Here is a 20,583-nt window from a genome sequence, read left to right as displayed (position 1 = left end):
AATCATGACTGCACAACTTCCATTCACCGCAGACCTCATCCAGGCTTTCGGCTGGGCCCTTCTGCACTCTTTCTGGCAGGCATTCTTCATCTTCGCCTGTCTGAGGTTGGTATTAATACTCTGGCCACAGGCAAGCTCCAGTATCAAATATAACCTGTCGTACATTTCACTGGCAGGCATTTTCACCTGGTTTTCCGTAACGCTCTGGCAACAGATAGAAGCAGTTAAAAGAGTGCATCATGCGGCGCAACTGATGATAGAGACCGGCATAAGGCCCTCTTCCAGAGTGGAAGTACCGGTGATCTATAAAAGTCAGGCGGAACTGACAGGCCTGTTCCCCAGTCTGGAAATGTGGTTCCCCGTATTAGTGGCCATTTATGTGGCCGGGGTGGCAGTCATGACCATCAAGCTAACACTGGACCTCTTACAGCTGCAACAGATCAGGAAGAAACAGGTATTCCCCATTGACGAGGCCTGGGAAAAACACCTGCAGAAACTGGCTGTTCAGTTAAGGATCCCGCGCCGGGTAAAACTGCTCATATCACAGTACATACAGGTACCGGTGATGATCGGATTCCTGAAACCTGTGATCTTATTACCTGTAGCCATGTTCAACAACCTGACGGCGGAACAGCTGGAAGCTATCCTGTTGCACGAACTGGCACACGTTAAACGCAATGATTATCTACTGAATATTTTCCAATCAATTGTTGAAACCATTCTCTTTTTTAATCCTTTTGTATGGTGGATATCCAAAAATATCCGCTTAGAAAGGGAGCACTGTTGCGACGACCTTGTACTAGCAAGTCAGGTGCAACCGCTCCATTACGCTAAAGCCCTGGTAGCATTGGAAGAATACCGGTTAACAGTCAATGCACTGGCCATGGCGGCGGCCGATAATAAACAACATTTATTTCATCGCATCAAACGCATCATGGAAATGAAAACTAAAAACATCAACTATACGCAAAAGTTATTAGCTGTAATGATCATCGCCGTCGGCCTGGTGTCCATTGCATGGCTTAACCCATCCAACAGGGAAGAGAAGCGTGATAGTAAAAAAGTTACTGTAAAAGAAGAAGAAACTACCACTGCAAGTGTAGCTCCCGCTATAGCAACTCCTGCTATAACACATGCTGTCAGCATGATACATTATCTCACCGATACGGTGCCTGCTACAAGAGAGAGCAAGGAAGCTGAAAAGGCTGCCAAAGAGGCTGCAGAGGCCAGTGTAGAGGCAGCAAAATTAGGTATGGAAGCAGCAGAGGATGCAATGAAAAATATTGACTGGAACCAGATCAATACAGAAGTATCCAACGCTATGAAGAACGTTGACTGGAATAAGATCAATGTTGAGGTGAACAACGCCATGAAAAACATTGACTGGAATAAGATCAACGTAGAAGTGAATACAGCACTGAAAAATATTGACTGGAACAAGATCAACGAGGATGTTAAAGTAAGCATGAAAAACGTACCTGATTCCCTGGTAGATCCAAAGGTTATCCAGGAAAGCATCCGCGTAGGTATGGAAAGTGCAAAGGCGGCAATGGCTGATATTGACATCAATGGCATTATCGCCAAGAGTATGGCAGAAGCGCACACAGCCATGAACAGTAAAGAGGTCAAAGATGCTATGGCAAACGCCAAAAAAGAAATAGCCAAAGCGCAGAAGGAAATGGTAGCCGCGCAGAAAAATGCACAGAAGCAAATGATTATCGCGAATAAACAAAACAAAGCGATAATACTGGAAGCAGACCATGCAGCGATCGACAAAACTATCTCCAGTAAATACAAAAAACTCGTAGAAAGAATGGCTGCAGACAATCTCATAAATGAGGAAGAAGGATTTACCATCGAGAAAAAGGATGGCGTCCTGAAGATCAACGATGTGAAACAGTCCGACGATGTGTACAAGAAGTACGCAGATGCATTCGGCAAGAGTGAGAATGTTCTGATCGCAGGGAAGGGTAAGAACCTGAGTGTCAGCATCAACGACGAACAATAACCGCAATTTTTTCCGTCATTCTATGCGCTACTGCCGTTCATACAGCAGTAGCGCTTTTTGTATGTCTTAACCCCTTATCTTTAGGTGGCAAACCTCACTTTATATGAGATCATATCTAGTATTATCAGCCCTGTTCCTTTGTATACAGGGCCGGGCGCAGGAGACGAAATCCCTGGAAGAGATAAAAATCATCAGGAACAACCCCGCGACATCCGTGAAAGATCAGGCCAATACCGGTACCTGCTGGAGCTTTTCCACGACGTCGATGATCGAAGCGGACTGTCTGCATAAGGCACAGGTATCGCTGGACCTCTCTGAAATGTTCACGGTACGCAATATATACATTGAAAAGGCGGAGAACTATATTCACCGGCAGGGATATGCGCGTTTTGACGAAGGTGGCCTGGGTCATGACGTACTTCATGCCGTTGAAGCATATGGCATTGTTCCCGAAGACGTCTACAGCGGTCTTAAAGACGGCCATACATCGCACGATCATGGTGAGTTGATACAGGACATGAAAAATTACCTGGACAGCATTCTGAGGCTTCCTAAGCCCATTCCTGCGGATTGGAAAACAGGCCTCACTGCTATTCTGGATAAATACCTGGGAGCGCCGCCGGCTACCTTCAGTTATAATGGACATTCCTATACGCCAAAGACATTTGCCAAAGAGGTGGTGAAGTTCAATCCGGACGACTATGTCAGTCTTACTTCATTTACCCATCACCCTTTCAACAGTTCTTTTGTGCTGGAAGTACCCGACAACTTCTCCAACGGCGCTTATTATAACGTTCCTATCAATGATCTGATCACGATAGCCAAAAGTGCCGTTATGAAGGGTTATACTGTGCTGTGGGACACCGATGTAAGTAACAGGGGCTGGATGGTTGGCAAAGGGTATGCGTTGCGCCCGGTAGTGGATTCACAGACCCGTGGTAATATCATCAATCCGGACCTCGACGAAAAGGGCTATTCTCAGGAGGAGCGTCAGCAGTTATTTGAAGAGTTAGTTACCCAGGACGATCACCTGATGCATATTACAGGCATTGGAAAGACGGCCAAAGGCAAGGAGTTCTTTATTGTTAAAAATTCTTACGGCAGCAAGTCCGGACCATTTGACGGGTTTGTGAAAGTATCTCTTCCCTACTTTGCTATCAACACCATTACGATCATCGTACCGAAGTCGGCTCTGGAGATCGTAAAGCGGCAGCAGGTGGCATTGAAGTGATATCCTCAAATAAATTACCATACAAAAGGGCAGCCTTGTGAACCCACAGGACTGCCCTTTTGTATGGTAGTTTGTTTGAGGGAAAAGCTGTTGATATCTGCTGGCACCTCCAGACGCCGGCAGATACAACAGAAGCTGCAAATGCAGATCAATAAACGTATTGCTGGTTGTAATGCATCAAAGCATCTGAAAACAATAAATGATTAATCGTTATCAAAAGTTACAGGCAACAGCACTTACAAACAATAATTCTTTAAAGTTATATAGAGTAGATAAGGTACGCAGCATAAACAGATTTCAACGCAGGGGCAACACATTGGTCAATGTTGTGAGTAAAACACCGGTTAACATACCGGGCCAAATGTACGGGTCAACATATCAGGTCAACGTCCCGTCAGCATACCAGGCCGACAGAACGGCCGGCGCTCCTGTAATACAGTAAAGGCAACAACACATTTAGCACACCTACATCAACGCACTTTGCTAATACTTTAAAAGGATAACAAATCACTTAGCGCACTACATCAAAAACCGCATAATGCTGCATAGGGGCAACAGTGATAATCAGTTCAGTTACTTTAGCAAACGGTGGTCCCTGCCGGCACCAGGCAATAAATGCCTCCATCTTACTCACCTCTCCTTCTGCTGTGATCAGCACATTGCCATCGGGTAAATTCTTTGCTTCTCCTGTAATGCCAAGATCATCTGCTGTATGCTTTGCACTGGCTCTGAAATACACGCCCTGGACTTTCCCCTTTACCAGGATCTGCTTATGTATCTTTTCCATATAACGCGGTGATGATAGATGAGTAATTGTATTATCCAAATCTACAAACAGCCGTGTAAAGGGAAAAATAAATCTCAAATGGGAAAGGTTAACAAACATGGGATAAAAGCCAATAAGAAAAGGACTTTTAATATTTTGATATAATGATTTATATAAGCTAAACAATGTTATAGAAACCAGGTGATGGCTGCACCACACGTACCAAATGGATTAACAATGTCATCCAGGTATATAATCTTAACCTTACTACATGATACTACATGATACTATATGGTCTAAACAATGTTATATGAACTATATGATTGCCGGCCTGTACGACGTACAAATACTACACGATTGTCTCACTATACAATGCCATACAGGCATAGATTATTATTGTCATTGAATGCTGCAATGCAAACAGGTTACACGATTATCGCACCACACATTGCATGCAGGCTAAACAATGTTATAAGAGCTACACACGATCGTCTCACTAAACAATGTCCTTCTACTGCCTATGCCGCACCAGACAATGCCATCCTGACTAGACAATGTATAAGGACTACATTATCGCCGATCTGTACGATGCGCAAACTACATGGCTTTCTCATCACACACATGGCCCTTTCCATCACATAATTACATTACACAATAGCATGCAAGCGCAAGTGTCCTATAGACAACACAATTATTATGCAGACTATATAATGTTTTATCTATGAAATGGGATACAGCTTATGCTGCGTAGTTAAACAGCGTTGCATCCTGTTGTACAGCTTCATCTCCGAATACAAACTCTTTTACTGGCTCGTAATGACCGCCACTGGCAGGCTTACGTAACAGGGTGAAGCTCTTGCATTGGAAACTACGTACAAAGACCTGATTAGAAAAGTGATCGTATACTTTATTAAATTCAGGTGTACTGATAGCTCTTGCAATGGTGATATGCGGCTTGAATGATCCTGGCTTTATATCAAATTCCTGGAGTATCTTTTTGTGCAGCTCTACCATGGGTTTAGGATTGGCTACATTGATATAAATGGTACGTTTATCAGGACCGTGTTCAAAATGGTCGAACTTTGAGGTATATAAAGTAAAGCCTGATTGTTTTCTGGCTATATCGTCCAGCAACTGTACGAAGTCGTCCTGGAACCTCTCAGGAAACTCAGATCTGAAAAGGCTGATGTGCGCTTTGGAAAAGCGACTGCCATACATTCCCAATTCCTGGGCTACTAATTTTTTCAATGCTGTTACGTCATTGGTAATGCTAGTACCGGGACTTACTACCAACAAGTAATCATACAATGTTTCCTGTTCAAATGCAATGTTGTTATTTGTATGCATAACCAAGTAAGTTTTTAACTTAAGATGTACTGGTTATTTGAATATTGACAATACAAATATAGAGAAGATTTTCTGAATTACTAATTTATTTAGCAAAAAATACTAACTTTTTTTGCCAGTAAAGCTATCTGATTGAGATTAAAACTTTTATGACGCTAGTTATTTTAGTAAAATAAAAAAGCAGCCCGCAAAGCGGACTGCTCCATATAACTAAATTAGACCGGTAATTATCCGAGCTTCTGAATAATAGCAACGAAATCAGCAGCAACCAAAGATGCGCCACCGATCAGGCCACCATCCACATCAGGGCATGCGAACAGTTCTTCCGCATTGGAAGGTTTTGCGCTACCACCATACTGGATAGTCATACGTAATGCAGCTTCCCTGCCATATTTAGCAGCTATCTGCGCTCTGATGAATGCGTGCATGTCCTGTGCCTGTGCAGCGCTGGCAGTCAGACCAGTACCGATAGCCCAGATCGGCTCATAAGCGATCACGACATTCTTTAATTGCTCTTCAGTTAAATGGAAAAGGCTTTCTTCCAGTTGCTTTGCCACATATTCATTCTGCGTTTCAGCCTTTCTTACTTCCAGTGGCTCACCGCAGCAGAAGATCGGTTTCAGGCCATTAGCCAGTACCAGGTCTATCTTCTTAGCCAGGGTAGAGTTACTTTCCTGGAAATACTCCCTTCTTTCGGAGTGACCCAGTATCACGTAGTCAACACCTACAGACTGTAACATTTCGGCAGATACTTCGCCAGTATAAGCGCCTGATTTTTCAGATGCACAGTTTTGCGCTGCCAGGTAAAAACCAGGCGTATTTTTTAATAATGACTTTGCTTTCACCAGATATGGAAAAGGCGTGGCCAATACCACTTCCTGTCCCTCGTTCAATCGCAGGCCAGCCTGCAAAATGTCATTGATCAGCTGTTCTGCCTGACTGAGGGTCAGGTTCATTTTCCAGTTACCAGCAACGATTTTCTTTCTCATTTTAGAGCTATATTGATTTTTTAAAAAAGTGTTCACTTATAAAATTGTGCAAAGAGGGCTTCCAGCATTTGTCTGTCTGCCTCTTCCATTTGTCTTCCTTTAAACTGCATCCATGTGCCGGCGTCCCTCAATGCTGGTTCCAGTCTGTAAGATTCTAGTCCGGCTGCGCCTCCCCAGGAAAAAGAAGGAATGAACTTAGGTGGCAGCTCTCCGCCGAAGACGTTGCAGGATACTCCTATTACCGTGCCGGTATTGAGCATTGAACCGATACCACAGCGGCTGTAATCGCCCATTAGTAACCCACATTTCAAACCAGCCGGTTCAGTCTTGTTATAGGCCTCTATCCAGACTTTTACGGTACTGGCATTGTTCTTCAGATTGGAACACGTGGCATTAGCCCCAAGGTTGCACCACTCCCCGATCACTGCATCTCCCAGATAGCCGTCGTGGCCTTTATTGGAATGGCCGAACATCACCACATTCTTGATCTCTCCCCCTCCTACACTTCCCGGTCCCAGCGTGGTAGCCCCGTATACTTTGCTTCCCATCTTCAGTACTGCCTTTTCCCCCATTGCCAGTGCACCTCTGATCAGGCAGCCTTCCATTATTTCAGCGTTCTTCCCTATGTATATAGGTCCGGTACTGGCATTGAGGACGCTGTGCTCGACGATAGCACCATCTTCCAGGAAAATACGCTCCGGGGCGATCACCTTATTGGTATCACTGACAGGAGCAGAAATACGGCCCTTTGTCAGCAGTTCGAAGTCGTTCCGGATAGCCTGATCGTTCAGTAGAAAGAAGTCCCAGGGCATCCTGATCCGCGAAACCGCACCAAGATACTCTTTTCGTTCTACAGGTTCTGCATCCGGATTGTTTCCGGGAGCAACATTTGCGATCAGTTCATTTTCTTTATACAGTCCCTGGCCGGGCTGGAGCATGCGAATAGCGTGCACCAGGGCCTCATCGGGCAATATACTGCCATGGATCAGGACAGCGGGAACAGTTTCGTCTTTTTTAAAAGGATATTTTTTCTGAAGATGTGGGACGGTAAGATGGCTGATACCGGCATTCAGCCAGTATTCCCATTTTTCCCCGATGGTGAGTATACCTAAACGGCATGCTGCGACGGGTCTTGTATGAGTGAAGGGGTATAACAACTCTCTCGCGGGTGTGTCAAAAAGAATGTAATTCCGCTCCATATGGGATAAAAATAAAAAATCCCATCGAAAATGCCGATGGGATTCTTGAAATTATTTTAAAGGCCTTATTAGGCTTTCTTAGCGTAACGCTTGTTGAATTTGTCGATACGACCTGCTGTATCCACCAATACGTTTTTCCCGGTATAGAAAGGGTGAGAAGTATTGGAAATTTCCAGCTTGATCAACGGATACTCATTACCATCTTCCCACTTCAGGGTTTCTTTGGAAGGAGCGGTAGAACGGCTTAAGAAAGTATGTCCGTTAGACATATCTTTGAATATTACAAATCTGTAATTTTCTGGATGGATTCCCTGTTTCATCTGAATTTATATTTTCTTTTTGTTTACCAGATGCAACCCCGCATATTCATTCCTCTGATGCATGATGAATGCCATGCTTGGTTTCATACCAATATTATTAGACAGGGTGCAAAGGTAAAATATTTTTTCTAAAAACAACAACAGAAGACTAAATATTTTAGCTCTTCATGTTGATATACTGTAAAGGGATGCCCAGGCCCGCTTCTTTCGTTTTCTGTATAACCTCCTGTAAATCATCTATTTTCTTACCGGTTACCCTGACAATATCGTCCATGATGGCCGCCTGCACTTTAGCGCCGGAGTCCTTTATCAGTTTGACAATTTTCTTGGCGTCTTCCTGCTTGATCCCATTTCTGATCGGAATGTCCTTTTTCACCACTTTTCCGCTCTGATAAGGCTCCTTGCTCAGATCGTAGATATTGGCATCCAGTCCCTGGCGCATGGTACGGCTTATTAAGACGTCTATTAACTGGTCGAGCTTCATTTCGCTTTCCACTTCCACATTCAGGGCCAGTTCTTTTTTATTCAGTTCTATTTCCACATGGGTACCTTTGAAGTCGTACCTGTTGGTAATCTCCTTTTTCACGGTATTTACCGCGTTATCAAGTGTCTGAGTATCTACTTTGCTAACAATATCAAAGGATGGCATGATAAAATAGTTTTATATTGTTAATCGCTTAAGGGACACAAATATAAATCAATACTACCGAGATATAAAAAACCCCGGGACGATACCCGGGGTGTGTTAACGGAATGCCTTCCGATAACCGGCTGCGTTGTATAACAAGCAGCCAACAACTATTCTTAATCTATTTTGGAAATCTTTGCCATACCTGAAGAGGACTGATTGATCACCGGAGTGCCTTTATAGCGGATCTTGCCCATTCCGGATACATTGAGATCCAGCTTTTTCGCTACCGCTACGTCCAGTTTACCGGAACCGGAGATAGAGATCTGTGCATCAGAAGATTGCATGTCCAGTGCTTCCACATCAGCAGAGCCGGAGATATCATACCTTGTTGCAGGAACACTTCCTTTCAGATTGAGGTGGCTGGAACCGGATACTTCTACTTTCAGGGCACTGGCATCCAGATCAATTTCTGTGTTGGTAGATCCACTGAAGGAGAATTTCACGTTACCGCCTTTCAGTTTTCCCTTGCTGTAAAAGCCACCGCTTCCACTGGAAGACAGGCCTTCCAGCTGATCCATCGTTACATAGATATTGATGGTCTTGCTAGGCTTGATATCGTATCCTTTCTTTGAATAAATTTCGAGGTTTTCACCACTCACCTTCGTCACTATAAAAGGCAGCAGGTTATCGTCCGCTTCGATCCTGATATCATTTTTGCTACCTGGTGTGATGTACACGTTGTATGAACCGGAAGTACTGATACTTCTGAACGGTCCTTCTGTGCGGGTTTCTTCTTTAATGTTTCCGCTTCCTTTTACTTTCTCGTTATTACCGATGATGGTGAATGCAGAGAATGAAAAGGCAAGAAGGAGCAATGATACCGGCAATAACCAGTTAAGACGTAACGTTTTCATAAATGAGATTTAGCGGTGATAGTTTAGTTTTTTTACAAGAGGAATTTGTTGATCAACGGCTTTCAAAAGACACGTCGCTATATACTCCATTTACAGTAAAAGTCGGAGACTTCTCGTCTGCGGAGGATGTGAAAGCCGTATATGTTAATTGTGAGTTCTTCTTAATATTGGTGATATTCTTCAATGAAAGTTCTCCCGTCCGCACATCCCCACGGTTAAGCTGTACATTAAACTGTATACCCAGTCGCTGTGGCACCCCGATCTTCACGTCTGAATAGGTCAGATTAAACTCTGCGTTCTTAAATCCTGTTCCCAGTGTCTTTGCAGAGAAATCGCCATACACTAGTTTTGAGCTGATCGCTGTCTGCACTTCTGTGATGCGGAAATCGGTATATGTATTACTTCCTTTAAAAGAGCCTACTTTATTCACAGTGTATTCGTCATAATTCCCAGATACGTTCAGGTTGTTAACACTACCCAGATTATATTCGCAATAGTTGGATTTGGTCACCAGAGACGTAATAACGTCGCTTTTAAGATTGGAATAGTTAGCTCTTATCGTTACTGATTCAGCCTTACCTATACGTCCGCGATCGCAATAATTCATGTTTAGATCGAGCTGTCTTTCTGCTTCCTTTATATCGTAATTGCAATAGTTCATATTGATCGATGTAGGGAATGAAAGCACATCAGTGATAACATCTCCGAAGTTATTGTCCATCGCGAGTTTTGCCAGTCTTTCAGGCACGTATACATCATAATCGATGTTCACATAATCCTTAGAGTCTTTCTTGTTTCCCCAGGAGAACCATTTACTGCCGGAGGAAGGATTGTAAACAGTTTGCAGGCTTGCGTTATTACCTGTGTTTACTGAAATATCTACCATGTTCACGATAGAAGTAGCTTCTTCCACGCTCTTACCAAAACCTGTAATAGTGATTGTTGCTTTGACTTCATTCTTCTGCCATGTGTGAATAACGATCTTACCGTATTTGTTAGATATGTTCAGGGTTGTACCAGGATTTGTGCTGAATTCCTTTACAATAACTTTCTTGAATTCACTGTCACCTTTTATACCGTAGGTAAGTATAGGTACTAATAAAAATAACAGGATACTAAATTTCTCTTTCATAATCAGATTGCTTTTTACTTACAGGCTGTTTTTCTCTCAGCTCTTCTAATATTTTATCGAGTAGGTCCAGCTTAAGCTGATAGTAGCGGACCATTGCTGCTTTAATTCTTTCGTTACCCGGATTCTGTATCAGTTCGGCTTCCAGTATCTGATACGTTTCGTTGCGTAGTTCCAGTTCTTTACGTGCGGTGCTGTCGAGTCCCAGCACTGCATCAGGATAGGTTTTAATTGTCTGCAACCGCTGTTCTATCTGGGTGGTGTAATACATTTTCGCTTCCTGCATTTCCGGCGAAACATTTGTCAGGTGTTGCGCTTTCTTCATTTGGATGAACTGCCAGATCATGACGCTATTTACCACGAGCACCAGCACTGCTGCTGCTTTCAGCCAGTGACGGCCCATCAGTTGTATTACCTTGTTTTTCCTGCGGGGAGCAATTTGCTGTTCTAATTGCGCCCAAACCCTGGATGAAGGGCCGGTCTCTTCAAAACTCTGACGGTGTTGCCTGACAAAATCTTCAAAACTACTTTCTGACATCAGCGTATTACTTTTTTTTGTTTTATTATCTGCCTCACTTTATCCTTTGCACGCATATACTGTGTTTTCACTGTTGACTCAGAAATGTCCAGCATGGCTGCTATTTCTTTGTGTGAGTACTCTTCAAATATGTACAAGTTCAGAACAGTGCGGTATCCATGAGGAAGAACCTGTATGGCTTCTTTTATTGCCGCTACTGTCCATGCAAAATTATCTTCGTCTACGATCGTCGTATCTTCTTCAACATCTATATTATCTACTTCCTCAAAGTATACTTTCTTCCTGCGAAGGTGGCTGAGACAGTGATTTACAACTATCCGCTTGATCCACGCTGTTACGCTTCCGGCATTCTCCAGGCGCTCAATGTTCCTGAATACCTGCATAAAAGCTTCCTGTAAAGTATCTTCAGCATCGGCCTGATTCCCTGTCATACGCAAACAGATGTTATACATTGCCCCGGAATAGGCGTTGTATAGCTCACGGAATGCGTGCACATCTCCCTTTTTACACCGGGACACCAGGTGGTCTGTTATGGCTGTATTGTTCAAGTTGTTGGCTAATGCTTGCATTATAAAGACATTATTTCAGAAAAAGGTTGCACGAAATGGAGATTATTTTGGGAGAAACAGGGGAAAAAGGCATCACAAACATCACAAATCACTAACTATCAATAATTAACAAATTTAAGAAAGGACGCGGCCTAAGACTAAGCCACGTCCATTTCCATCCTTATATATACCTAAAAACAGGTCATATTAGTTCCCGTTCTTCACACGGCTCTGTTCATCTTCGAGACCGGTTTTACGGGTGCGCGCTGCTTTTACGCTGGTATTTCCGAAACGGTAGTTGAAAGTGACCCTCACCTGCTGGGTTTCCCATTTGCTGGTTACACCGGTGTAGCGGCCTGCATTTTCAAAACTTCCGCGGAAGCTCTGTATATTAAAAATGTCATTTACGTTGATCTTGATGCTTCCTTTTTTATTCAGGATCTGTTTGGACACGCCCAGATCAACTGCTTTCATTGCTTTCATTCTGAACAGGCCTTCATCAGCGATCTGCGGAGAGAGATAGAATACGCTCAGTTCAGCACTGATACCTGCAGGTAAGGTAAAGGTCTGCTGTGTACGCCCCATGAATCCACCACTGGAGATACTCACTGACTGGGCATCCACGATAGTCTGGTACTTGTTATAATAAGCTGACAGGTAAGTGAAGCTGCTCCACCATTTGGTGATGGTCACCGGAAGGGAGATGTTCAGGTTCACGACATCAGATGAGGCAACGTTCAGGTATTTATAACGGATGCTCAATGTATCGCCTGTCACCACATCTTTTTCTGATTCCACGATCTGCGTGATCTTATCTTTTGTATGTGTATAGCCTACTGAAGTGGTCAGAAAGTGTTTGAACGTATGTGTCAGTTCGATGTTGTTGGCGTAGGATGGCTTCAGATAAGGGTTACCTGCTGCCACGGTATACCTGTCCAGATAGAATTCGAAAGGATTCAGATCACCATAGTCAGGTCTTTGCAGACGGCGGCTGTAAGAGATCCCGAACTGGTGGTTTTTCGTCGCATCATAGCTAACAAATACACTCGGGAAGAGGTTAAAATAACTGGTATCTGTAACCTGGTTGATAGTGATAGAATTACCTTCTACATTACTCTGTTCAGCACGTAAACCTAACTGTACGTTCACCTTTTTGAATTGTTTCTGGAAGTTGATGTACGCTGCATTTACGTTCTCTTTATACAGGAAGTGGTTTGAGCGGTTTTTGTCATATACCCAGTTACCGTTACGCAGGGAATCAAATCTTGCATCGTTATCAGTTTTTACAAAACTCAGTTTAAAGCCTGCTTCGAATTTAGCCTGGTTGCGTAAAGGATGTACATAATCGGCTTTGATCGTTTTTATGTCGATGGTACTAGGCTGATTGTTACGTGAAGTATCGCCGTGTCTGTAGTCTTTGCCGATAGCATCCCATATGGTAGAGTAAATATCTGTACCTGATTTTTCTGTATTACGTGCATAATCCAGGTCAACGTTAAACTCTCTGCCGGTTGTATCGAGGATGGCTCTGTAATTCACGTTATAAGCCCATCTTCTCCAGGTCCCTTCATTGTATGTACCTGTTTTTAATGTGGAGTCAACTGTTTCCCTGCCTCCTATTTTAGTGATGGCGTCCCCGTCTTCATTTGAAGTTCTGAAACCTGCATCTACCATCACACCGATAGTATTATTCTTGTTGATGAAATAGTCCATACCTACTTTGGCGCCATGGTAATCGGATACCCTGTCTCTTACATTCTGCTGATCGAATACATTAAACTTTCCATCGGTAGTGCCGGTACGGTACAGGCCAAGATGCTGTTCGTTTTCGCGACGGTTATAGTTATAAGATCCGAAGAGATTGAACTTTTCGTTGCGATGATTCAGGTTCAGTGAACCGCCCCATTTTGGTGTGAGGCCGTAAGCGCCGAATATAGAGGCATTACCGTTGGTACCTACTGTTCTATTTTTCTTCAATTTAATGTTGATGATCCCGGCGTTGCCCGCTGCATCATATTTGGCGGAAGGATTGGTGATCAGTTCAATTTGCTCAATATTGCTACTGGGCATACTTTTCAGCAGCTGGGCAACGTCCTGGGAACTCATATTGGTAAGCTTGCCATCAATCATGATAACGACACCACTCTTACCCTTCAGGTTAATATTATCGTCTTTATCTATTGAAACGCCTGGTGATTTTTCCAGTACTTCCATAGCGGTACCACCGGCGCCGATGATGCTGTTTTCAACATTCACGATCATTTTATCGGCCCTTTGCTCAATGAACGGCTTTTTTGCAGTCACGTTCACCTCTTTCAGGTTCTTAGCATCTGCTGCCAGTGAAAGTGTTTCCATTGAGATCGGTGTAGTTCCTTTTACTTCAAAAGGTTTGCTGTATGCTTTTGACATACCAACATAAGCGGCTGCGATCAGATATTTACCTTGTTTGATCTGTTCAAATTCATAACGACCATTTAAGTCGGCAATAGCCCCTTTAACGAGGGAGGAATCTTTTGCTTTCAGCAAAGTGATGGTGGCAAATTCAACAGGTTTGTTCCCGGTTTGCATTACCCGCCCGGAGATTTTGGCGGTCTCTATAGTTTGTGCATGAATGGTTGTAACGCTACACATGAGTACAAAAGAGGCCAACAATGTAGTAGTTGATTTCATATAAGGAGGATTTAAATGTATTATTAGCTTCTGGTCAATTTTTTGTTGTTATAGAACTTTCCTTGATCAAGAACCTTTCTTTAACAACTACAGTGTAAAGGTAGGTAGTTTGCATTGCATAGTACATAGTTTTACACAAACGGTAACCTGGCAGTGATGATTGGCAAAAGTTTAATAAGGAGACAGGAATTTTTTTATAAAGACGATCACGCCGGGAATTCGTTACAGAATCGAGGACCATAAAAAAAGGCACTGCCGGAAATATAGCAATGCCTTGACAATTATAAAGTTAGCGGACTCAGGTCCAGCTTATGGATTCAAGTACGTCAGGAAGTTTGGTTTGTATCTTCTCAAAAAATACCCGTTCTTCTTTTCTTATATGTGCTTCCAGGCTTCTGGCCAGTAAGTCCATTGCTTCAATCATACCGGTATTTTCGGTAAGAGCGCTATACATGCGGGAGATCTGCTGGTGCTCCCGCTCCAGTTCTTTAATTATACTATCTATTTCCGGATTACGGCCGGCACATATTTCAAAAAGATATTCTTCTTTCTGGATGTGCGGCACCATTACTTCCTGGAAGACTTTTACGATGTAAGCAAGTTTGGCATTGGTTTCCAAAGGAAATCCCTCGTATGCTGCTGCATCATTTTTAAGATAACGGCATACGAACAACAAGCGCTGGTGCTCTTGTGACAAGGGTATCAGGACCGGGTGACGTTGCATGATCAGATGGCTGGTTTTGCTGCTTTGTTTATTTTACGGCAATACCATATTAATGCGGCGCCACCTATAATCATTAAAGAGGATATTATTTCTGCTTGTGTAGGATGAAATCCGAAGATGTCGTATTTGGTGTTTACCCTGATCTTTTCGATGAAGAAACGTTCCAATCCGTTCATGATGAGATATACGCCAAAAATAACACCGGGTACGGTGATCTTTTTACGCAGGGCCCATAAAGCGGCGAACAACAAGAGACAAACGATGATCTCGTACAGGGCGGTAGGATAAACGGCTACAGGCAATACACTACAATATTTGCCTGTGCAACCTGCCATTTGTACTCCTTCGTTGATGACGTTATGAGGATAACCGTAGGCAAAGAACCAATCGGGCAGGAAACTTAGTCCGCCGGGTTTTGTAAACGGTGCATGCGGTATATGTTCCAGGCTGGAATACTGCCTGATAAAAAATTGTTCACTTCCTTTTACTACTTCCTGGAATTTAGAAGGATCTGCGGCGTGTATTTTACCTGCAGCATCGGTCACGTAGGCACTATTATAAATACCCCAGTCGCCATCTCCAGAAAAGTGGCACCCCATACGTCCTACTCCATAAGCAAGCATTAATGCGGGAGCGGCGCTGTCTATCAGGTGCCAGATGTTGATACCTTTTTTAGCTGCGTAACGTATAATAACGATGGCTGCAAGGATCAATCCTCCGTAGAAGGTAAGACCACTAAATGATAATAATGCACCGATAGGGTCTTGTACAAATTCGCCCCAGTTCTCCAGGTTATGAAAGATCTTAGCGCCCAGTAAACCGGCTACGGCTGCCATTACTGTAAAATCGGGCACCCGCTGGTGCGGCATGATCATAATTGTTTCTTCCTTCGGCTTTGGAAGTTCCTGTTTTTTAGCGGAGCTGTATTTCAGGTAACCAAAGAGCCCACCTAATATAATACCTCCTAACAGGTTTCCTTTGAGGGACAATATATATGACTGAGGGTCAGCTATGGCTTCACCTTTGTCAACAATCAACCCTAATATCTTGTATCCTAATACAAAGCCCAGCAGCCCCTGAACCAGTACTTCCGTCATGTTAAGGGGTTTACCTGTTACGGTTGTTTCGGACACACCTTTAAGCCAACCTAATTTTTCCCTTCTTTTTAACTCACTTGTTAATACGTAAGCAGCCGCGAGAAAAGCGATGGCCACAAAAAAGCCGAATGTCTGCAGAAGTTTGAGTACAGGGATGTCTAAGCCGAAAAGGTCCTGGAATGCGTAATATAAATTAGGATACATAGCCAAAAAAAATTGGTGATCTGAAATTTCCTATGAACAAAGCCGAATTAGTCAAACGGAAAATCAAACCACCAAAGTAAGCTGTAAAAATCACAAATTCCAAATCATAATTCCTTTTTCTATTGTGTAAACAATATCATAACAACAGAAAAAAGAACTATGATCCGGATGGCATGTTAGCAGTATTGCTCAAATGCGTCAACCAGGTTGGCTGCGATCATTTGTGCAGGACGACCTTCGATCATATGACGCTCGATGAAGTGTACCAGCTGACCATCTTTAAATAAAGCGATTGCGGGAGAAGACGGAGGGTAAGGTAACAGGTGAGAACGGATCTGCTGTACAGCCGCCATATCAAATCCTGCAAAGCTGGTCGTTAATCTGTCCGGCTTTTTCTCACTGTGTGCCACAGCTAATAAAACGCCCGGACGTGCAGTACCTGCAGAGCAACCACAAACGGAATTGATCATTACGAGCGTAGTTCCTTCTTTCTTTAAGATCTCATCTACTTTTTCTGGTGACAGCAATTCTTCAAAACCATTATCTGTCAACTCTGCCTTCATTGGCATTACAAGTTCTGCTGGATACATATAACTACAATTTTTTTTGTTCGATAGTTTACACAAAGTTAATCATAAGCTGATAAATAGAAAAACATGAATGAATATGTCTTTATGTCACATCAAACCATCGACAACAGACATAAAGTCCGATACATTAAGCCATATTATAGCAAAATAGCAGGTTTAATGCCCTGGTATTCCGTTTGCATATTTCCTTTCGTACAAATTTTTAACACAAACTCTTAAAATTTATAAAACATGACTTTCGTAAAATTCAATCAGGCACCAGCAGTAAAATCATTTGGCGGTTTAGTAGAAGAAATCTTTAACAACGCCGGTTTTAACAAAGCATGGAAAGACGATTTCCATACACATGACTTCTACGGCGCCTATCCCCCAGTGAATATCACAGAAAGTAAAGATGCCTACCAGGTAGACTTGCTTGTTCCCGGATTATCTAAAGAAGACTTTAAGATCAATCTTGAAAACAAGACCCTGACTATCAGTGCAGAAAAAGCAGCTGAAAGCAAAGATGAGAACCAGAAACAATTACGCAGGGAGTTCAGCTTCCGTTCATTCAAACGCTCTTTTACCCTGAATGAACAAGTGGATGCTGGAAAGATCCAGGCTAAGTATGAAAATGGCGTCCTGAAATTACAGTTAGCGAAGAAAGAAAATGTGCAGGATCCTGCTAAAGTGATCGTAGTAGAATAAGAGAAAGGTTGAATAAGTGTGATGGCCCCTCCCTTACCGGGAGGGGCTTTTTTATTTTAGCCCGTTTAGCAAATTCCTAAATAATTCACACAAACGTTTAAGAACTAAACTGTTTTTATAAGATAATTTGCCATACAACTATATGGGCTATGCCGCAGCTGATTAAAAGAATATATATACTGGCAGTTAAAATCTACCACAACACTCAGGAGGCTGTGATTGGCAATGCTTTACACATTAGTACCGATTCAAGAGAGAGATGTAATGCGCGGTTATTATTCGATTATCTGTTCTTTCACCTGCTCCTCCTGATACCGGAATCACTTATCGGACTATATACACATAATACAACGGAACTGTTACTTATCGGCGCTTTCCTTTTTTCACTGGGAGGTTGTCTTATACTGGTCAGAAAAGGAGTACCTGTCAAAACAGTCAGTATCATTGCAGCCTTTGTGACTTTCCTCATTCCTGCAGCCTGCTCTTTTCTAAATAGCCAGGATCTTTCACTGCGGTATTCTATGATATGGGTATTGAGCATCCTGTTCTGCTACATCGCAACAAATATTGCAGCTACGCTTGCGCTTGGCGGACTACTATGCGGTTATCTCAGCCTGGTTGCATGGATAAAGGTGAATAATATCACCACTTATGTTGTGCCCGGCTTCACTTCTGAACAAAGCTTAATCTTTACACCGGTGCTTGCCGGTTTCTATATAATATTCTTAATCAGGGTACTAGGGGGACATTACAGGAACATTTTTATATCGGAGCACGAACGCACCATTCAGAAACAGAAACAGCATTCCTCACTGTTAAGCCAGCACCTGACCAAACAGTTCATCATTCTTAAAGGCCTCTCCCGTTCAGGGAAGTCAAAATACCTTGATGGCAACAAAGAACTGCTGGAGGCTTGCCTGATAGAGATAGAAAAACAGTGTGAGAGCGCGATCAGCTACCTGGACAGTAACCATCAGCCGGAAAATTAAGGCTAAGTCCGTCGGGTACACATCCGTGTGAGTGGTTTGCAGATATGGTGATTAACCGTTTAAAAAATTACAACTTTCGGGTATTTCCCACCTTTCAGAACCACCTTACCTTTGTTATGTAAACAAACAGGGTCCTATTCTCCCTATACACCAGCTGATTCTCTTTTTCCCTATACACCACAACCTTTTATCCCTTTCATTTTACAGTCTTATTTTCCTATATGCTTTTTGATGGTACGCCTATGCCATGGAATTTTATGCCCGGGATAAATCCCCGGGCAATTTTTTTTTGGGGGATTGTCATGTTTCCCCGGGGTTTACAATCCGGGCTACAAACAAGGGAACCCCTACGGAGTCATATTGAGATTTGTTAATGCCGGTATGTAGTACGCTTTATACATGCTTTATACATGCTTCATACACGACGTATATACGGCGCATACACGACGCATCTCGCTTTGAAGGGTGGGCCAAAATGGCTAAAAAAATAAACCCCGCGAGAAATCGCGGGGTGTTTCAGTGGATTACTAACCCATTTTTTTAATAACCCAAAATCTTTAACATACTCTGGGCGGTCTGTTCCTTGGCATACAGCCAGTCTTTCAGTTGCCCGTTTTTGTCATATCCTATGATCACATGCTTGGGTGAAGGGATCAGGCAGTGTTTGATACCGCCATAACCGCTTAACTGATCCTGGTATGCTCCCGTATGGAAGAAGCCGATGTAGAGAGGCTCTTCTCCGGCCAGCTTTGGCAGGAATACCGCATTTATGTGTTCTTCAGAAGTGTAAAAGTCATAACCGTCACAAGTCAGCCCTCCGAGGTGTACCTCCTGGTATTCCTGGTCCCATTTGTTAATGGGCAGCATCAGGAACTTCTCACCTATCCCCCAGGTATCCGGCAGTGTCGTAATGAAAGAACTATCGATCATATACCAGTTTTCCCTGTCGTTCTGCATCTTCTCTCCTACCACGCTGTAGATCACAGCTCCGCTTTCACCGACAGTAAAGGAACCGAACTCTGTATAGATGTCTGGTACGGGTACCTTGTTCTTCTTACAAACACTCTTGATATTGGCAACGATCTCATTTACAATGTAGTTGTAATCGTAATCGAAGCCCAGGGAATGCTTGATCGGGAATCCACCGCCTATATTAATACTATCCAGTTCGGGGCAGATCTTCTTTAACTGACAGTACAGGTTCAACACACGGTTAAACTGGCTCCAGTAATAGATGTCATCTTTGATCCCCTTGTTCATGAAGAAATGGAGCATTTTCAGCTCAAATCTGTCATTTCCCTTCAACTTGTCCACATAGAACTCCAGCACATCGCGGGAACGGATACCTAATCTGGACGTATAAAAGTCAAAGGTAGGTTCCTCTTCTGCTGCAATACGCAGCCCCAGTTTCACCTTATCCTTTGAACGGACGAATTTCTTATAATCTTCCAGCTCCTCTGTGTTATCCAGTACCGGTATAACGTTACGGAAGCCGGAGTTGATCAAACGGGCGATCGCTTTAGTATATGGCTTTGTTTTGTAACCATTGCATATTACGAACGTGTCCTTGTTGATCTTCTTCCTTTCATATAATTTGGTAATGATATCAATATCATACGCAAAGGAAGTCTCAATGTGAATATTGTGCTTCAGCGTTTCCTCCATTATAAAGGAGAAGTGCGAACTTTTGGTGCAATAACAATAGTAGTAGTTTCCGTCGTACCTGTTCTTCTTAATTGCATCCTGGAACATTTTTTTGGCCTTATTTATCTGCATCCCGATCTTGGGCAGATAAGTCAGCTTGAAAGGTGTCCCATACTTGTCTATCAAAGCCTTGATATTCACCCCATTAAACTCCAGGTAGCTATCCTGAACATCAAATCCTTCCTGAGGAAACTCGAAGGTCTGGTTAACGAGATCTGTGTAGGTGCTGTTCATTTAAACCTATGACACATTTTAAGGATTAGTAAAAAGCAATCACAACCCTCGCTGGAAAACTCCT

General features: G+C 43.0%; 20 protein-coding genes. 5 read left to right on the top strand and 15 right to left on the bottom strand.

What is annotated here, in order from left to right; genetic code table 11:
* The first annotated feature begins 4 nt into the window (after positions 1-4).
* Positions 5-2,008: a M56 family metallopeptidase gene (locus tag C7475_RS22640; RefSeq protein ID WP_110055682.1), complete on the top strand. Its 2,004-nt coding sequence runs from the start codon at positions 5-7 to the stop codon at positions 2,006-2,008.
* A gap of 103 nt (positions 2,009-2,111) precedes the next feature.
* Positions 2,112-3,239: a C1 family peptidase gene (locus tag C7475_RS22635; protein ID WP_110055681.1), complete on the top strand. Its 1,128-nt coding sequence runs from the start codon at positions 2,112-2,114 to the stop codon at positions 3,237-3,239.
* Positions 3,240-3,750: 511 nt separating this feature from the next.
* Here the strand turns inward: C7475_RS22635 and C7475_RS22625 are convergent.
* Positions 3,751-4,026, bottom strand: coding sequence for an acylphosphatase (locus C7475_RS22625; protein WP_110055679.1), 276 nt, complete (start codon positions 4,024-4,026; stop codon positions 3,751-3,753).
* Between the two features lie 336 nt (positions 4,027-4,362).
* Here C7475_RS22625 and C7475_RS32815 point away from each other — a divergent pair, with 336 nt between their 5' ends.
* Positions 4,363-4,647 (top strand): hypothetical protein, encoded by a 285-nt coding sequence (locus C7475_RS32815; RefSeq protein WP_146217619.1) that lies wholly within the window; start codon positions 4,363-4,365, stop codon positions 4,645-4,647.
* Between the two features lie 96 nt (positions 4,648-4,743).
* Here C7475_RS32815 and C7475_RS22620 read toward each other — a convergent pair whose 3' ends face one another.
* The 13 genes from C7475_RS22620 to C7475_RS22560 form a co-directional block, all read right to left on the bottom strand.
* Complete coding sequence (locus tag C7475_RS22620) at positions 4,744-5,352, bottom strand: 2'-5' RNA ligase family protein (RefSeq protein WP_110055678.1); 609 nt, start codon at positions 5,350-5,352, stop codon at positions 4,744-4,746.
* A 227-nt stretch (positions 5,353-5,579) separates the two neighbouring features.
* Entirely contained in the window at positions 5,580-6,341 is a 762-nt protein-coding gene (gene tpiA / locus C7475_RS22615; protein ID WP_110055677.1) for a triose-phosphate isomerase, read from the bottom strand.
* Between the two features lie 32 nt (positions 6,342-6,373).
* A complete protein-coding gene (locus C7475_RS22610; protein WP_110055676.1) occupies positions 6,374-7,540 on the bottom strand; it encodes a putative sugar nucleotidyl transferase in 1,167 nt (388 codons plus the stop codon).
* Positions 7,541-7,608: 68 nt separating this feature from the next.
* On the bottom strand, positions 7,609-7,860 hold the full coding sequence (locus C7475_RS22605) for a type B 50S ribosomal protein L31 (protein WP_089836827.1): 252 nt from the start codon (positions 7,858-7,860) through the stop codon (positions 7,609-7,611).
* Between the two features lie 157 nt (positions 7,861-8,017).
* Positions 8,018-8,509: a YajQ family cyclic di-GMP-binding protein gene (locus C7475_RS22600; protein ID WP_110055675.1), complete on the bottom strand. Its 492-nt coding sequence runs from the start codon at positions 8,507-8,509 to the stop codon at positions 8,018-8,020.
* A gap of 155 nt (positions 8,510-8,664) precedes the next feature.
* Positions 8,665-9,405, bottom strand: a complete 741-nt coding sequence (locus tag C7475_RS22595) for a head GIN domain-containing protein (protein ID WP_110055674.1) — start codon at positions 9,403-9,405, stop codon at positions 8,665-8,667.
* Between the two features lie 52 nt (positions 9,406-9,457).
* Positions 9,458-10,537 (bottom strand): hypothetical protein, encoded by a 1,080-nt coding sequence (locus tag C7475_RS22590; RefSeq protein WP_110055673.1) that lies wholly within the window; start codon positions 10,535-10,537, stop codon positions 9,458-9,460.
* Positions 10,521-11,072, bottom strand: a complete 552-nt coding sequence (locus C7475_RS22585) for a hypothetical protein (protein WP_110055672.1) — start codon at positions 11,070-11,072, stop codon at positions 10,521-10,523. Before C7475_RS22585 ends, C7475_RS22590 begins: the two co-directional genes overlap by 17 nt.
* Positions 11,072-11,641: an RNA polymerase sigma factor gene (locus tag C7475_RS22580; RefSeq protein ID WP_110055671.1), complete on the bottom strand. Its 570-nt coding sequence runs from the start codon at positions 11,639-11,641 to the stop codon at positions 11,072-11,074. Before C7475_RS22580 ends, C7475_RS22585 begins: the two co-directional genes overlap by 1 nt.
* 186 nt (positions 11,642-11,827) lie before the next feature.
* Complete coding sequence (locus C7475_RS22575) at positions 11,828-14,290, bottom strand: outer membrane beta-barrel family protein (RefSeq protein WP_110055670.1); 2,463 nt, start codon at positions 14,288-14,290, stop codon at positions 11,828-11,830.
* 298 nt (positions 14,291-14,588) lie between these two features.
* Positions 14,589-15,014, bottom strand: a complete 426-nt coding sequence (locus C7475_RS22570; RefSeq protein ID WP_110055669.1) for a hemerythrin domain-containing protein — start codon at positions 15,012-15,014, stop codon at positions 14,589-14,591.
* Between the two features lie 2 nt (positions 15,015-15,016).
* The gene (locus C7475_RS22565; protein WP_110055668.1) at positions 15,017-16,315 is read right to left on the bottom strand and encodes a prolipoprotein diacylglyceryl transferase; all 1,299 of its coding nucleotides are present in this window, start codon (positions 16,313-16,315) and stop codon (positions 15,017-15,019) included.
* A gap of 176 nt (positions 16,316-16,491) precedes the next feature.
* Complete coding sequence (locus C7475_RS22560) at positions 16,492-16,905, bottom strand: BrxA/BrxB family bacilliredoxin (RefSeq protein ID WP_110055667.1); 414 nt, start codon at positions 16,903-16,905, stop codon at positions 16,492-16,494.
* 231 nt (positions 16,906-17,136) lie between these two features.
* On the opposite strand from C7475_RS22560, the gene C7475_RS22555 reads away from it, so the two are divergent.
* Positions 17,137-17,592 (top strand): Hsp20/alpha crystallin family protein, encoded by a 456-nt coding sequence (locus C7475_RS22555; RefSeq protein ID WP_110055666.1) that lies wholly within the window; start codon positions 17,137-17,139, stop codon positions 17,590-17,592.
* 149 nt (positions 17,593-17,741) lie between these two features.
* On the top strand, positions 17,742-18,581 hold the full coding sequence (locus tag C7475_RS22550) for a hypothetical protein (RefSeq protein ID WP_110055665.1): 840 nt from the start codon (positions 17,742-17,744) through the stop codon (positions 18,579-18,581).
* 540 nt (positions 18,582-19,121) lie between these two features.
* Here the strand turns inward: C7475_RS22550 and C7475_RS22545 are convergent.
* On the bottom strand, positions 19,122-20,519 hold the full coding sequence (locus tag C7475_RS22545) for an arginine decarboxylase (RefSeq protein ID WP_110055664.1): 1,398 nt from the start codon (positions 20,517-20,519) through the stop codon (positions 19,122-19,124).
* Between the last annotated feature and the right edge of the window lie 64 nt (positions 20,520-20,583).

The sequence above is a fragment of the Chitinophaga sp. S165 genome, assembly GCF_003182155.1.
Classification (GTDB): domain Bacteria; phylum Bacteroidota; class Bacteroidia; order Chitinophagales; family Chitinophagaceae; genus Chitinophaga.
Note: the sequence above shows the minus strand (reverse complement) of the source record. Positions and strands in the feature narration are given on the sequence as shown.